Raw genomic sequence first — 15209 nt, 5'->3', positions numbered from 1 at the left:
GGGCAGGTACGACTGCCCATGACCACGAATTGAGGAATTCTAATGACGGTCGATAGCGAACGAGACGCCGCCGTGCCAAATTCGGCGCAAGTAGATGCTGCCGGATCAGAGCCCGAGGGCGAAAGCACCATTGAGGAGACGTCGGCGGCCAAAGACGTACCTCAGCGTGAGAAGTCCAGACGAGTGCAACTCTCGGTCTCTCTACGTGGCGCGGTGACCTCCGTGGTGATCGTCGTCCTTGTCGGCGCGATCGGCGTGCTGTCGTGGCTCTACGTTGGAGCGCGAAGCCAACTCGACGAGGAGGCCCGTCAATCCGAGAACAACGTGCACGCCGAGAAGATAGCGCTGCAGTACGCCGGTGAAGCGGCAGCAATGAACTACCAAGACCTCAACGCCTGGAAAGACAGGCTTGTCGCGGGCACCAGTCCTGAACTGAAGGACAAATTGTCCGAGGCCGCCACGTCAATGGAACAGATTTTGGTACCGCTTCAATGGAATTCCACCGCACACCCACTGGCGGCAAAGGTTCGGACAGTCACCGACGGGGCCTATGTCGTCGACGCTTTTGTAAGCGTCCTTACCAAGACTGCGCAAGCGCCGGAGCCACTGCAGTCGACCGCGACATATAGCGTCACAATCGACAGTAACAAGGATTGGCAAATCACAGATGTTGGCGGAGTTGGCGACGCGCTAGCACCAAAATAGACCTCTGAAAAGGTGATTCATGATGGGTCGAGATAGGCGGCAAGGTTCAGGTGGCGGCTTTCAAGGTCGTCGCCGGGCGGTTGGGGCTTCTGCGGCGCAGGACAAGGCGATTCAGAGCCGCCTCAGTCGCGCCGTCGGCTCGTTCACATGCGTTTTCATTGTGTTATCCGGCGTGTCGGTCGCGGTGGGGCCCGCTTCGCGAGCTGATCCGTCCGATTACGCGCGGCCTCCCGTGCCATTACCAGTGATCAATCCAACACCTTCGGGCTGGGTGCCGAAATTTCCATTTCCTTTTGACCAAACCAAAAATAGGGTGACCGATGCGGACATCAACGCCGAACGGGAGATGTGTCAGTGGTTCAACGCACAATATGACGAGCTGATGCGCCAGATCAATAGGCTGCAGTTCAACCGGATCACACCTAATGGACCCGGGGTCTACATGGGTTCGGGCTCCGACTGGGACTACAGCATTGGCGACCTTCAGCAGCAAGTCGACATAGTCACCACGAATATCGACCAATCGGTGAGCTTCCTCGCCCCCCGCGCCCAAGCACTTACTCGGTCAACCGACCACGCGGGTAACGTCTACTTCCCCATCTATCAAGGTGAGAGTTTCTACCTTCTGTGGCAGCACCTGTCCAATGTCAATGCCGGCATCAAGAGTCATCAAGCCGCCTGGTTCACAGGTCCATCGGTGCACAGAGTGTTGCGTTGGGGTAGCAGAATTCATCGTTCAAACGTATGCGAGTAAGAGTGCGTCCGGTCACTGATGGTTAGACGGCGAGCGTGCGATTCGGCTCGATCCGTAGCGGAGTCCACGGCATCGAGCGCAGGCGCTGAACGATTCTCGACCTCGATCGGCGAGGTCACCACCGGTTGCCATCGCGCTGGCGGAGCCTGGTCCGCTGGGCTTCATCAGCTGAATTAAAGGGATTTGGGGAGTGTGGGATGAGCCAACGTCGTTGCCTTTCGCAACTTGTGGGCTGCTCAAAGGAGGAGCGATTGCATCACCGTGCGCGCCCTTGGAGGTGGTTGGCGGGCATTGCCTCGGCAACCATATTGATGTTCAGCACCGTGGTCCCGGGATATGCGGAGCCGGCCGGGGATGCCCCGGATCCATTCCCAGAATTGATGCATGTTTTGGCGTGGTATGACCGATTTGAGCCAGACCGTTTCTTCCTCGCTGACCGTCCCGGTGTCTGGTTCCTGTCACCCACTGGACTCAACTGCGGAATCTGGGACAAGGGAAGCTTTGGTTGCACTGGCAATATCCCGGGTGCGCCCCCGGGGAGCAATCACATCGCGTGGTTCAACGGAAATCGGTCCGTCCACCACGGCTGGACCGCCGCCATTCAGTTCCCTCCTGGACAAGCTCATGTGACCCTGCCGCCGCGCAGTTACGTAACCTACAACTCGACGACTTGCGCTATACGGCCGGATAGCAGCCTTTATTGCGGGCGCGGCGAGTTCAAGTTTTTGATGACGGCGACAGGGACATGGTTCAAGGCCTACGACGAGAGGTCCACGCGTGTGTGCCTAAGCTACGGGTCTTGTTGACGGAATGTCTCTTTGACGGTGGCCCGGTTAGCTTCACGGCGCGTTGGGAGAAATAAGTAAATGGTTCTGCACGCCTGCGGAGTCCATTCTTGGTTTTGAGGAAAGGATTTGTGAATGAAAGGGCAATCGCCTGCTCCACCTCTAGGCCGCGAGGCGACGGCGATACCGCCTAACCGCTGGACGCCCTTCCAGTTGGTAGTCGCATGCGCGCTGCTTTTTTCTGGTGGCATGGTGGTGACGCCGTCAGCTCTCGCCGATCCGGTGGACAACGTAAGGGATGCGATAGTGACTGCACGCGCCGGAACGTCATGCCCGCCGTTCACCTACAACCCGATTGCCGAGAAAGCAGCCGCGATCGTCAATAAGTCGACCGACGACTATATCGACCACATTTCAACGTACCAACCGATCACCGACCCAATGCCCGGTCTGAAGGATCTCGGCTACGGCGGCAACAAGGCAGTGTTGCTTCAGGGTGCCCTGACCAACGAAGCCGATGCGATAAAGGGTGCGTTGCTGCAAGGCCATGCGGTAATCCCCGATTGCTCTTACACGGACCTAGGAATAGACGTGCGGCTAAACGAGGCGACTAATAACATATTGATCGTGTACTTGCTAGCCGGCGCCTAACAATATTGCAATGGGCGCGACATCGACGGGCATTCAACCACCTTGGCGCATGGGGACGCCCGTCCGCTCGCGTTCAGCTCGGCAATCCTACGTGCGGGAAGGGCCCCAATGATCCACATGAAGTTTGCGGTTATAACCTCGGTTGTAAGCCTATTTTCTATCGTGATGTCGCCTGGAGCTCGCGCAGCGGATACCGTTACGTATGAGGTCCTCTCGAACAATGTCGCCGCAGCAAAAATTCAGTATTTTGACTCCTCCGGGCGAAAAGTACTTTATGACGTGCCGCTGCCATGGCGAACCAGCGTAACCGTGCTGGACGCTCACAGTCCGTCAGTCGACGGTGCAGAGGTTCGCGCCGACTGGCGGCCTCGCGTGTGTGACGGGCGCGCGTGGTGCCCAGAGGCCATGCCTAATAATTGGGTGACAGTCCGAATCTCTCTTGGCGGAAAGGTCATCTGCGAAAGCACTCTTGATGTGGGCAATGCCGCCTGCTACGGGAGCACGTCGTTTCGATCCTGAAGGCCGACAGAGTCGTGAACCGATGTAGCGGAAGCGGCTGTGCGGCTCCCGGCAATGCAGCGGGCGTGCGGGTTCGCCCGGTCGCCGTGAATGAGTCCGTCGCACGACGCTGACCGCGCTCGCTGATATTTCCCTCTGCCGTTGGCTGCCGGCTATGCCAGCGATTCCATTGGTGTCATCTACGTTTTGGTTCCTGTAGTTCTCCTTGTGGTGTTTGCGGGAATTGTGATGATTTCCAGCTCACGCAAGACTGCGGCATGACCGGACTCGGGCCCGGGACCCGGGGCGACGGACACAAAGCCTGGGCCCCCACCGCCAAACCAACCCAAGCAGCTTGAGAACATACGACCCTGGGATGTCTAGCAGCGCCCTCAGCTGACGAGTGCGCCCGGCCGCTGACCGCGCTCGCTGAAAATCCCCACTGACGCTCATCGAAATTCCCCACCCGTGTGGCTCCGCCGAGAAGGGCGGGCCTCCCTCGAAGCTGCTGGTGTCTGACGCCAGTTGCTCCATCGAAGGAGGCCCGCTTTCTCATGCTCACATGGGAGGACGACTTGGAAGTACATGCCCTACGCAAACGTGGTTTGACGATCTCAGCGATCGCCCGCCACACCGGGTTCGACCGCAAGACGATCCGCAAATATCTGGCCGGTGACGGCGAACCGGGGGTCCGGGCCCGCAGTGGCCCGGACCCGTTCGAGCCGTTCGTCGACTACGTCACCGCCCGACTGATCGAGGACCCGCACCTGTGGGCCCGCACTCTGTTCGACGAGCTCGAGGAGTTGGGGTTTGGCCTGTCGTATCAGAGCTTGACCCGCAACATCCGTGCCCGGGATCTGCGTCCGGTCTGCCAGGCGTGCCGCACGGCCACCCAGCGTCCGAACGCGGTGATCCCACACGCCCCGGGTGAGGAAACCCAATGGGACTGGCTGGAATTACCCAATCCGCCCGAATTCTGGGGATGGGGCAAGACCGCACACTTACTCGTCGGCTCGTTGGCCCACTCCGGCAAGTGGCGAGCCGCGCTGGCCCCGGCTGAGGATCAGCCGCACTTGGTCGCCGGCCTCGACCGCGTGACCCGCGGTCTGGGCGGGTGCACGCGGGTGTGGCGCTTCGACCGGATGGCCACGGTCTGCGACCCCGGCAGCGGCCGAGTGACCACGTCGTTCGCCGGGGTGGCCAAGCACTACGGGGTCTCGGTGGCGATCTGCCCGCCCCGGCGCGGAAACCGCAAAGGCGTAGTGGAGAAGGTCAATCACACCGCCGCGCAGCGCTGGTGGCGCACCCTGGCCGACGAGGCCACCGTGGAGCAGGCGCAAGTCAGCGTGGATCGCTTCGCCCAGGTTCGCGGTGACACCAGGCTGCGGGCCACCGCCGACGGCCGCTCCTCGGTCGCTGTGGTCGCCAAGACCGAACCGCTGACCCCGGCGCCGGTCATGGCGTATCCGGTGATCGTGGCCGAGACCCGCACCGCGTCGCGGCAGGCGCTGGTGTCCTACCGCGGTAACCGCTACTCGGTGCCCCCAGAACTGGCCGCCGCCCAGGTGGTGGTCAGTCATCCCGTCGGCGGGCAGTTCTGCGAGATCGCCACTGTCAGCGGGATCGTGGTTGCTCGGCACCGACTGGCCGCCGACGGGCTCGGGATCATGGTGCGTGACAGCGGCCACGTCATCGCTCTCGACTCCGCCGCCATCGCCACCGCCACCACCGGTCGCCCGCACCGGCGCAAGGAACGCATCCCACCCGGACCAGCCGCCAAAGCTGCTGCTGCACAACTACTTCAACAACGCGACTCGAGCTCTCCGGTCAACCAATCTTGCACTCCGTCAACCGATTCCACCGTCATCGACCTGTCCGCCTACGAGCGGGCCGCCCAGAACAGGACCATCCAATGACTCCCACCTCCCGCACCCCGAAAACCACCACGACCACCGCCGAGGAGTCGCCGTCGGCAGTCGCGAGCCGCTACCAGCGGTTGCGCTCACATCTGGCCGAACTCAAACTTGCCGCCGCCGCCGAAGCCCTACCCGCGGTCCTTGACCAGGCCAGCGCCGAAGGCCTCTCGCTCACCGTCGCCCTGGAGCGGCTGCTGGCCGTCGAAGTCGAGGCCAGCACCGCCCGACGGCTGGCCGGACGGTTGCGATTCGCCTGCCTGCCCACCCCAGCTTCGCTGACCGACTTCGACGTCGATGCCGCCGCGGGCATCGACCGCAAGCTCATCGACGAGTTGGGCACCTGCCGCTACCTGGAATCGGCAACCAACATTCTGCTCATCGGCCCACCAGGCACCGGCAAAACCCACCTCAGCGTCGGCCTCGCCAGAGCTGCCGCACACGCCGGCTACCGCACGTACTTCACCACCGCCGCTGATCTGGCCGCCCGCTGCCACCGCGCCGCGATCGAGGGCCGTTGGGCAACCACCATGCGCTTCTACGCCGGACCGACCCTGCTGGTCATCGACGAACTGGGCTACCTACCACTACCCGCCGAAGCCGCCTCAGCACTGTTTCAAGTTGTCTCCCAACGGTATTTAAAGACCAGCATCGTCATCACCACCAACCGCGGCGTAGGCGCCTGGGGCGATATCCTCGGCGACACCACCGTCGCCGCCGCCATGCTCGACCGCCTCCTACACCGCTCGGTGGTCATCAACCTCGACGGCGAGTCTTACCGCCTACGTGACCACCAGGCCGCCGCCGAAACGCTACGCCGAACCACCACCGGCACCCGCCAACAACTACACTGACCGCTGCTCACAGGTGAGGAATTTCGGCGAGCACACCTGAGGACTTTCGATGAGCGCGATCACCGCGCGGTGACTGGGGCCAAGCCGGTCTCGACAATAACGACGGGCGGCAATGGGAAGTGGCTGCGCTCCTCTCCCATGTCATAGATCAATACGCCGGCGGGGACGGGTCTGATACCGGGACACTTGTGACGATCGGAATCGGGCTTCAGTCCGAGTAGGGGTTCCGCCCGATCCTGGTGTTCGTTGATCACAGCGTTGTCACTGAGGACCTTGCGCCTAACCGCCTCCATAGAATATTTTCTATGGAGATTGGAGGTGGCGGCATGGTGCTGTCAGCAGAAGAGAAGGCCTTGGTCGATACGGTCAAGGAGTTCGTCGAGAAGCAGGTGAAGCCGGTGGTGCGCGAGCTCGAGCACGCCAACACCTATCCCGAGGAACTCATCGAGATGATGAAGGAGATCGGGATCTTCGGCCTCGCCATTCCGGAACCGTATGGCTTCGGCCAGGTCTCGATGCCCTGCTACGTGTCCGTCACCGAGGAACTGGCCCGCGGCTGGATGAGTCTGGCCGGCGCCATGGGCGGCCACACCGTGGTGTCCAAGCTGATCGTGATGTTCGGCACCGAGGAACAGAAGCAGAAGTACCTGCCGCGGATGGCCTCCGGAGAACTGCGCACCACGATGGCACTGACCGAGCCCGGCGGCGGCTCGGATCTGCAGGCGATGCGCACCGTCGCCCGCATGGACGGCGACCAGTACGTCATCAACGGCAGCAAGACCTGGATCACCAATGCCCGAAGGGCCGGCCTGGTGGCACTGATGTGCAAGACCGATCCGGCGGCGCAGCCCGCGCACAAGGGGGTGTCGATCCTGTTGGTGGAGAAGGTGCCCGGTTTCACCGTCTCCAAGGACCTGCCCAAACTCGGCTACAAGGGCGTCGAGAGCTGCGAGCTGAACTTCGCTGACTGCCGGGTACCCGCCGACGCGTTGCTGGGCGCGTCCGAGGGCAACGGCTTCGCGCAGATGATGAAGGGCCTGGAGGTGGGACGGCTGCAGGTGGCCGCCCGCGCCACCGGCGTCGCCCGCGCTGCCTTCGAGGACGCGCTGCGTTACGCCCAGGAGCGCGAGAGTTTCGGCAAGCCCATCTGGCAGCACCAGTCGGTGGGCAACATGCTGGCCGACATGGGTACCAAGCTGTCGGCAGCCCGCGCGCTGTTGAACAGTGCCGCAGAGAAATTCGATTCCGGAGCCCGGGTGGACATGGAGGCAGGCATGGCCAAGCTGTTCGCCTCCGAGGTGGGGATGGAGGTGGCGCTGGACGCGGTGCGGGTGCACGGCGGCTACGGCTACTCCACCGAGTACGACGTCGAACGCTACTTCCGGGATGCCCCGCTGATGATCGTGGGTGAGGGCACCAACGAGATCCAGCGCGGCGTCATCGCCAAGCAGCTGGTGAAGCGGGGCGGGCTGGACCAGTGAGGTCTGCCATGCTGCCGCTGCACGGGATCACCGTCCTGTCCCTGGAACACGCCGTCGCCGCGCCGTTCGCCACCCGCCAGCTCGCCGACCTGGGGGCCCGGGTGATCAAGGTGGAACGGCCGGACTCCGGTGACTTCGCCCGCCAGTACGACGACTCGGTGAACGGTTCATCGAGCTACTTCGTCTGGCTCAACCGATCCAAGGAATCCATCGCGATCGACGTGAAATCCGAACAGGGACACAAGGTTCTGCATGACCTGGCCGACAAGGCCGACGTCATCGTCCAGAACCTGGGCCCCGGTGCGGCGGCCCGCCTGGGCCTGTCGGCCGAGGCCATCCGGGACAAGGACCCGGGCAAGATCGTGGTCTCGGTGACGGGCTGGGGCAGCACCGGACCGTGGGCCGACCGCAAGGCCTACGACCTGCTGGTGCAGTGTGAGACCGGGCTGGTGTCGCTGACGGGTACACCCGACGAGGTGGCCAAGGTGGGTGTGTCCATCGCCGATGTCGCAGCGGGTATGTACGCGTTCAGCGGTGTGCTTGCCGCGTTGTACCGGCGATCGATGACCGGCGAAGGGGCCACCATCGAGGTGTCGCTGTTCGAAGCGTTGGCCGAATGGGTCGGACAGCCCGCCCATTTCACGGCGGGAGCAGGTCGGCAACCCGGTAGGTTCGGTGCCCAGCACGCCACCATCGCGCCGTATGGGCCCTTCGACGCGGGCGACGGGCACACCATCCTGATCGCCGTCCAGAACGAACCGGAATGGTCGCGCTTCTGCACCACGGTGCTGCAACGCCCCGAGGTGGCCCAGGACCCGCGCTTCGCGTCGAGCACGCTACGGGTGGCGCACCGCACCGAGGTCAACACGGTGATCTCCGACGTGTTCGGCACCACGCCCAGTCCTGAGTTGGAAGCCCGCCTGACCGCTGCGCGGATCGCGTTCGCCGGGGTGAACACCGTCGGTGAGTTCCTCGAGCATCCGGTACTCGAGGCACGGGACCGGTGGCGTGCGGTGGACACCGAGAACGGGCCCATCCGGGCGCTGCTTCCGCCGCTGGACCTCGGAGTCGAAGCCCGGATGGATCCGGTGCCGGCGGTGGGCGAGCACACCGACGCGATCCTGGCCGAGCTCGGCCACACCGTCGACACGAGGAGTTGAGATGTCCCTGGACGAGTACACCCAGGACTGGAAGCCCAAACCACTCAGCAGCACAGAGGTTCTCAGCGCTGACACGGCCAGGCAGTTCGCCGCGACCCTGGACCTGGACATCACCGTCGGCGACGGCGACGCACTGCCGCCGATGTGGCACTGGTTCTACTTCACCGAATTCCCACCCACTGCCGAGCTGGGTGACGACGGGCATCCGCGCGATGGGCACTTCCTGCCGCCGATCCCGCACCGTCGCAGGATGTTCGCCGGTGCCCGTCTGCGCATCCACGAGCCCGCACTGCTGAGCCGGCCCGCCACCCGCACCTCCGAGGTGGTGACCACCAAGGTCAAGCAGGGCAAGACCGGTGAACTGCTCTTCGTCACGGTGCGCAACGAGATCACACAGGACGGCCGGTCACGGATGACCGAGGAGCAGGACCTGGTGTACCGCAGTGATTCCGGTGCCGCCACCCCGTTCGCCAAGGTCGACGAGCCACTGGAGAAGGCCACTGCGCCGTGGGTGACCGAACCGCACACTCATCCGGCCCTGCTGTTCCGGTTCAGTGCGCTGACCGCCAACGCGCACCGCATCCATTACGACCACCAGTACACCACGGCCGTCGAAGGTTTCCCCGGGCTGGTGGTACACGGACCGCTGCTCGCGCTGTACATGTCCGAACTCGCCCGGACCAGGAACGACAAGACGTTGAACAGCTTCGACTTCCGGCTCTCCAGACCGGTGTTCGTCGGTGACCCGATCCGCGCGCAGGGCACCCCCGGTTCCGACGGAACCACCGCAGACCTGTCGGTGATCTCCGGCGCCGGGACCGTGCACGCCAACGCCACCGCCGGGTACGCGTGAACGCCGACACGGTTCGCAACGCCCGCTCGCTGCTCTTCGTTCCGGGAAACCGGCCCCAACGGTTCGCCAAAGCGGTTGCCGCGCAACCTGACATCGTGATAGTCGATCTCGAGGATGCGGTCGGGGCGGACGAGAAGACGAGCGCGCGTGAGCACACCGCGGCCTGGCTGGCCGCGGGGAACACGGCCATGGTGCGTATCAATGCGTCCGGAACGCCCTGGCATGACGATGATCTGGCCATGGTCGCGCAGTTCCGGGTGCCGGTGATGCCGGCCAAAGCCGAGCGGGTGGGAGAGCTCGAGCGGGTCACCGAGCTGGCGCCCGGAGCACCGGTGGTGCCGCTGATCGAGACCGCGGCCGGGGTGGCGGGCGTACATCAGCTGTGTGCTGTCGACGGGGTGGCGCGGGTGGCGTTCGGCAGTATCGATCTGGGCAACGAACTGGGTGTCGATCCTGACCACCGCGATGCGCTGCTGTTGCACCGCACGCTGCTGGTGTTGGCGTCGGCCGCCGCCGGGCTGGCTCCGCCCATCGACGGTGTGACCACGGTGTTCACCGAAACCGAGACGGTGACAGACGATTTCCGCTACGCCCGGAGCCTGGGCATGGCCGCCAAGCTGTGTATCCACCCGGCCCAGGTGGCCGCGGTGCACCGGGCGGCCGCACCGACGGACGCCGACATCGCGTGGGCCACCGAGGTGGTGGCGGCCGCCGTAGGATCCGACGGTTCCGCGGTGGCGGTCAATGGTCGGATGATCGATGTGCCGGTGGTGGAACGGGCGCGCCGGATTCTTGCGGTGCGCTGACCCTGCACTAACCCAGAGTGCCGCTGGCCGTCAGGTGTTCGGCCAACAGGGCGCCGGCCCGGCGCACATGGTGGGCCATGGCCTCCCGTGCCGCCTCGGCATCACCGGTGCGCAGGTGCTCGATGATGGCTCGGTGATCCTTCGCGGACGCCTCGGGCCATCCCTCCACCGCGGGGAAGAACTTCCTGGGCGCATAGGGCAGCGTGGCCTTGACCAGCCAGCGGATCTTGCGTGAGCCGGCCAGTCGGTAGATCGTCTCGTGGAAGCGGTGGTTGAGCCGCTCTACAGCCTCGAAGTCCTTGTCCGCGTTGGCCTGTTCGAGTTCGGCCTGGATACTCTCGAGCTCGTCCACCAACTCGGCGCTGATCACCTTCGCGGCCCTGGCGGTGAGTTCTCCGCCCAGCAGCGCCTGTGCGTCGTAGACGTCGCGGATGTCTTCGCCGGACAGTGCGGTGACCGAGAAGCCACGTCGCGGCTCGATGGTCAGCAATCCCTCGGTCTGCAACAGCAGCAGGCCCTCCCGGGCCGGGGTGGCGCTGATCCCGAGCTCGTCGGCCACCACCTCGGGGCGAATGAACTCGCCCGCGCGCAACTGGCCGGAGACGATGAGCTCACGGACATGGGCTGCGGCGAGGTCGCTGAGGCGCATCAGCGGCCCGCGCCTACGGGTGGCAGCCGTTGGTTTCACCCATTGAGTATAGACAATTTTCTGGTCCAAGCGATGCCGCGTGCGGTGGGTTCGGGCCACACATTCGGCAAATTTGCGTAGCGCCTCGACCCCGGAACATAACACGGGTTTGTGTTTACGCGACTTCGGGTGGCGTTGCGGATGCAGGTTTCGTTCATCGATGGCCGGGCTGACACCGAGAGCAAGCACGTCCTAGTGTCCTGCGCCGGGAATTCGTTGAAGATATGAGGCGAGTCGTTCGAAGATCTCGTCGGCGGTTTTGGCTCAGTTGAACGGGCGCGGGTTGTCGTTCCAGGCGGCGATCCAATCGCGGATGTCTTTCTCCAGTGCCTGGATTGAGCGATGGGTGCCGCGGCGGAGCTTCTGGTCGGTGAGCAACCCAAACCAGCGCTCCACCTGGTTGAGCCACGATGAATGGGTAGGGGTGAAATGCATGTGGAACGAGGCTGTGCGGCAAGCCATTTCGTGATGGTCGGCGACTTGTGGGTGGAGTAGTTGTCGCAGATCAAGTGGACGTCGAGTTCGGCGGGAACCGTGTTGTCGAGCTTGGTCAGAAACTTCTTGAACTCGATTGCACGGTGCCGGCGGTGGATGGATCCATAGATCTCGCCGGTGGCGACGTCCAGGGCGGCGAACAGGGCCTGGCGCGCCGGCGCACCCCGCCGCAGTGGTTCCGGGTGCCGTCGAACACCTACTTCAACGAGGGCGCCCTGGACAACCTGCGCGATCTCGACTGCCAGACCGTCGTGGTGGTCACCGACGCGCTGACCGAGGAACGCGGCGTCGCCGACCAGATTCGTAGCAAGTTGCGGGCCCAACACGTGCAGGTGTTCAGCGAAGTCACGCCGGAGCCGGACGAGGCGCTGATCCGGCGCGGCGTGGCGGTGCTGCAGCGCGCCGAGCCGGATGCGGTGATCGCGGTGGGCGGGGGATCGGTGCTCGACGCCGCCAAGGCGATGCGGTTGTTCTACGAACATCCCGAGATGAACCTCGAGGAGCTGACGATGCCGTTCCTCGACCCCCGCAAGCGGGTGGCCGAGTTCCCGACCGACCACCACAGGGTCTAATTGGTGGCAATTCCAACGACTTCCGGCACCGGATCGGAGGTGTCCCCGGCCGCGGTGCTGACCGTGGATGGGCACAAGGAGACCCTGGTCGACTACAGCCTGGTACCCGACCTGGCGATCGTCGACCCGAGCCTGACCGCGTCGATGCCGCCGACGCTGACCGCCGACACCGGTGTCGACGCGTTGACCCACGCGCTGGAGGCGGTGATCTCGATCTTCGCCTCCTCCTACACCGACGCGCTGTGCGCGCAGGCGGTCCGGCTGATCTTCTCCGCGCTGCCCCGGGCGTATGAGAACCCGCACGACCTGGCGGCACGCACCGACATGTCCAACGCGGCAACGCTTGCCGGGCTGGCGTTCTCGAACGCTTTCGTCGGCACCAACCACGCACTGGCGCACGCCGTCGGAGCCAAATTCGGCATCGCCCACGGCCGCGCCAACGGCATCTTCCTGCCGCATGTGATGCGCTACAACGCCAGCCTGCCAAGCAAATTCATGCCCGCGCCGGGCTACTCGGCCTACATCGTCCCGGAGAAGTACGCCCAGATCGGCCAGCTGGTGTTCGGCGGCCACGAGCCCGACGACAGCCGCGAGCGGTTGTTCCATGCCGTCGAGCAGTTGCTCGACCAGCTCGACATGCCGCGGTCGCTGCAGCAGTACGGCATCCGCGAGGACGAATTCCTCGCCGCCCTGCCCGAACTCGCCCTGACCGCGTTCGAGGATCTGAGCAACCGGACCAACCCGCGCATGCCGCTGGTCAGCGAGATCACCACGCTGTTGAAGCTGGGGTATTACGGCGAGACGACGGGTTAGCTCATGGCCGGGGCGGGCCGTGCCTATCCGCTGGGTGCCCACCGCGTCGACGGCGACACCAGCTTCTCGGTGTGGTCGCGTACTGCCGCGGGGCTGGAGTTGTTGTTGTTCGACGACGTCGACGACGCCCAGCCCGCACGCGTGATACCGCTGGACCGGCGACGCAACCGGACCGCGAACTACTGGCACGTGTCCGTCCCCAACATCGCACCCGGGCAGCTCTACGCCTGGCGTGTCAGTGACACATCGAATGTGTTGCTGGATCCATACGGCGTCGCGGTGGCTGTGCCCAAAGCGTATGGCCGGATGGCCGGTACGCTCCCGCAACGGGATTCGCGCGCGGCGATGAAGAGCGTGGTGGCCGATCTGCAGAGTTACGACTGGGAGCGCGACGTCCCGCTCGGGCGGCCCTTCGCGCGCACCGTCATCTATGAATTGCACGTCCGAGGCTTCACCGCCCACCCTTCCAGCGGGTTGGCTCCCGGGCTGGCCGGCACCTACGCCGGGCTGACCGCCAAGGTCCCCTACCTGCGCTCGCTGGGGATCACCGCGGTCGAGTTGATGCCGGTGCTGGCGTTCGATCCGCAGGATGCGCCGCCGGGACTGGTCAACTATTGGGGCTACAGCCCGGTGTCGTTCTTCGCCCCGCATGCCGCCTACGCCTCGTGCGGGGACCCCCTCGGGGCCCTCGACGAGTTCCGCGACATGGTCAAAGCCCTGCACCGGGCCGGGATCGAGGTGATCCTCGATGTGGTCTTCAACCACACGGCCGAGGGCCCCGCTGACGGCCCGACGTTCTGCTGGCGGGGACTCGACGCCGACACCTACTACATCCTCGATTCGGCGGATCCCGCGCGGTATCTCGACGTCACCGGATGCGGAAACACCATCAACGCCAACAACTCCGTGGTGCGCCGGATGATCATCGACGCGCTGCACCACTGGGTGGATCAGATGCACGTGGACGGATTCCGGTTCGATCTCGCCTCGGCCATGACCCGGGATCAGCGCGGCATGCCCATGGCGGACCCGCCGATCATCTGGGCGATCGAGAGCGATCCCGTGCTGGCCGGCACCAAGGTGATCGCCGAGGCCTGGGATGTCGCCGGTCTATACCAGCTCGGCTCATTCGTCGGCGAGCGCTGGCGTGAGTGGAACGGCAAGTTCCGCGACGATGTCCGCAGGTTCTCGCGCGGTGACAGAGGCACCGTGGCGCTGCTTCCCAATCGGCTCCTGGGCAGTCCGGACCTGTTCGGCAGCCGTCCCACCGAGGTGGAGCACAGCATCAACTTCGTCGCCTGCCACGACGGCTTCACCCTCAACGACCTTGTCAGCTACGCCCGAAAGCACAATGAGGCCAACCTCGCTGACAACCAGGACGGTGCCGCGGACGACTACTCGACCAACTGCGGGGTCGAGGGGCCTTCCGATGCTCCTTCGATCGAGCGGCTGCGGACGCGGCTGGTGAAGAACATGCTGGGCATCACCCTGATCGCCATGGGGGTGCCGATGATCGTGATGGGCGACGAGGTCCGGCGGACCCAGTTGGGTAACAACAACCCGTACTGCCAGGACAACGAGATCAGCTGGTTCGACTGGTCGTTGACCGACCGCTACGCCGACATCCGCCGTTTCGTCGAGAAGCTGATCGATGTGCGGCTCGAACTCGACATGACGCAGGTGATGCACGGGCTGCCGTTGCGGGAGTTCCTGACCCGGTCGCTGGTCGAGTTCCACGGTGTCCGACTGCATCAGCCGGACTGGTCGGAGGGTTCACAGATGCTCGCGCTTACGGTGCGCAGCGTGATCGGCACCCGCATGGTGCACGCGATTCTCAACAGCTCCGAGGAGTGCGTGGAGTTCGAGCTGCCCCCGGTCGCCGCGCCCGAGCTGCCGTGGCGCCGGGTCGCCGACACCGCGCTCGACCCTCCCGACGACATCGCGGATCTGGCTTCGGCACAACCGCTTACGGGGTCGACGTACCCCGTCGGCGCGCGTTCGGTGGTGCTGTTGTGCGCGGACCTGCATGGGGTCAGCTGAGGGGCTCACGACTGCAGTCTTGATCGTGCAATTTCGGCAAACATCTGAGTTGGCTGAGTCAACGCCTGCCCGCCGCGGGCCGATAGGGGCGAACGTCACACGAAATCGTGGTTTTCGTCGTTGCCATCGAGCACTCTTCGG

The 15209-nt window shown here is 64.5% G+C and carries 12 protein-coding genes and 1 pseudogene; 11 read left to right on the top strand and 2 right to left on the bottom strand.

The window, feature by feature from the left end:
* Nucleotides 1-42 precede the first annotated feature (42 nt).
* The 9 genes from G6N31_RS14800 (at nucleotide 43) to G6N31_RS14760 (ending at nucleotide 10460) form a co-directional block, all read left to right on the top strand.
* The gene (locus tag G6N31_RS14800) at nucleotides 43-705 is read left to right on the top strand and encodes a hypothetical protein (RefSeq protein WP_098005299.1); all 663 of its coding nucleotides are present in this window, start codon (nucleotides 43-45) and stop codon (nucleotides 703-705) included.
* Between the two features lie 19 nt (nucleotides 706-724).
* Nucleotides 725-1459, top strand: a complete 735-nt coding sequence (locus G6N31_RS14795) for a hypothetical protein (RefSeq protein WP_276058091.1) — start codon at nucleotides 725-727, stop codon at nucleotides 1457-1459.
* A gap of 920 nt (nucleotides 1460-2379) precedes the next feature.
* Entirely contained in the window at nucleotides 2380-2895 is a 516-nt protein-coding gene (locus G6N31_RS14790) for a hypothetical protein (RefSeq protein WP_234815452.1), read from the top strand.
* A gap of 1052 nt (nucleotides 2896-3947) precedes the next feature.
* Nucleotides 3948-5309, top strand: coding sequence for a Mu transposase domain-containing protein (locus G6N31_RS14785; protein WP_098005295.1), 1362 nt, complete (start codon nucleotides 3948-3950; stop codon nucleotides 5307-5309).
* A complete protein-coding gene (gene istB, locus G6N31_RS14780; RefSeq protein WP_098005293.1) occupies nucleotides 5306-6160 on the top strand; it encodes an IS21-like element helper ATPase IstB in 855 nt (284 codons plus the stop codon). Before G6N31_RS14785 ends, istB begins: the two co-directional genes overlap by 4 nt.
* Before the next feature lie 326 nt (nucleotides 6161-6486).
* On the top strand, nucleotides 6487-7641 hold the full coding sequence (locus G6N31_RS14775; protein ID WP_098005291.1) for an acyl-CoA dehydrogenase family protein: 1155 nt from the start codon (nucleotides 6487-6489) through the stop codon (nucleotides 7639-7641).
* An 8-nt stretch (nucleotides 7642-7649) separates the two neighbouring features.
* Complete coding sequence (locus tag G6N31_RS14770) at nucleotides 7650-8801, top strand: CaiB/BaiF CoA transferase family protein (RefSeq protein ID WP_098005290.1); 1152 nt, start codon at nucleotides 7650-7652, stop codon at nucleotides 8799-8801.
* 1 nt (nucleotide 8802) lies between these two features.
* A complete protein-coding gene (locus tag G6N31_RS14765) occupies nucleotides 8803-9654 on the top strand; it encodes an HTD2 family dehydratase (protein ID WP_098005288.1) in 852 nt (283 codons plus the stop codon).
* On the top strand, nucleotides 9651-10460 hold the full coding sequence (locus G6N31_RS14760) for an HpcH/HpaI aldolase/citrate lyase family protein (RefSeq protein WP_098005287.1): 810 nt from the start codon (nucleotides 9651-9653) through the stop codon (nucleotides 10458-10460). The genes G6N31_RS14765 and G6N31_RS14760 overlap by 4 nt, the downstream gene beginning before the upstream one ends.
* A 7-nt stretch (nucleotides 10461-10467) precedes the next feature.
* Here G6N31_RS14760 and G6N31_RS14755 read toward each other — a convergent pair whose 3' ends face one another.
* Nucleotides 10468-11148, bottom strand: coding sequence for a GntR family transcriptional regulator (locus G6N31_RS14755; RefSeq protein ID WP_098005285.1), 681 nt, complete (start codon nucleotides 11146-11148; stop codon nucleotides 10468-10470).
* Nucleotides 11149-11412: 264 nt separating this feature from the next.
* Nucleotides 11413-11583: a hypothetical protein gene (locus G6N31_RS27735; protein WP_337373253.1), complete on the bottom strand. Its 171-nt coding sequence runs from the start codon at nucleotides 11581-11583 to the stop codon at nucleotides 11413-11415.
* Nucleotides 11584-11789: 206 nt separating this feature from the next.
* Between G6N31_RS27735 and G6N31_RS14745 the strand changes: the two are divergent.
* Nucleotides 11790-13028, top strand: a pseudogene (locus tag G6N31_RS14745) (iron-containing alcohol dehydrogenase); the annotation flags it as partial.
* A gap of 3 nt (nucleotides 13029-13031) precedes the next feature.
* Nucleotides 13032-15068, top strand: a complete 2037-nt coding sequence (locus G6N31_RS14740) for a glycogen debranching protein (protein WP_098005283.1) — start codon at nucleotides 13032-13034, stop codon at nucleotides 15066-15068.
* Nucleotides 15069-15209: the final 141 nt, after the last annotated feature.

Origin of the sequence: Mycolicibacterium duvalii (assembly GCF_010726645.1) — a bacterium.
GTDB lineage: Bacteria > Actinomycetota > Actinomycetes > Mycobacteriales > Mycobacteriaceae > Mycobacterium > Mycobacterium duvalii.
The sequence above is the reverse complement of the archived record's forward strand: the minus strand, read 5'-3'. Positions and strand labels throughout refer to the sequence as shown.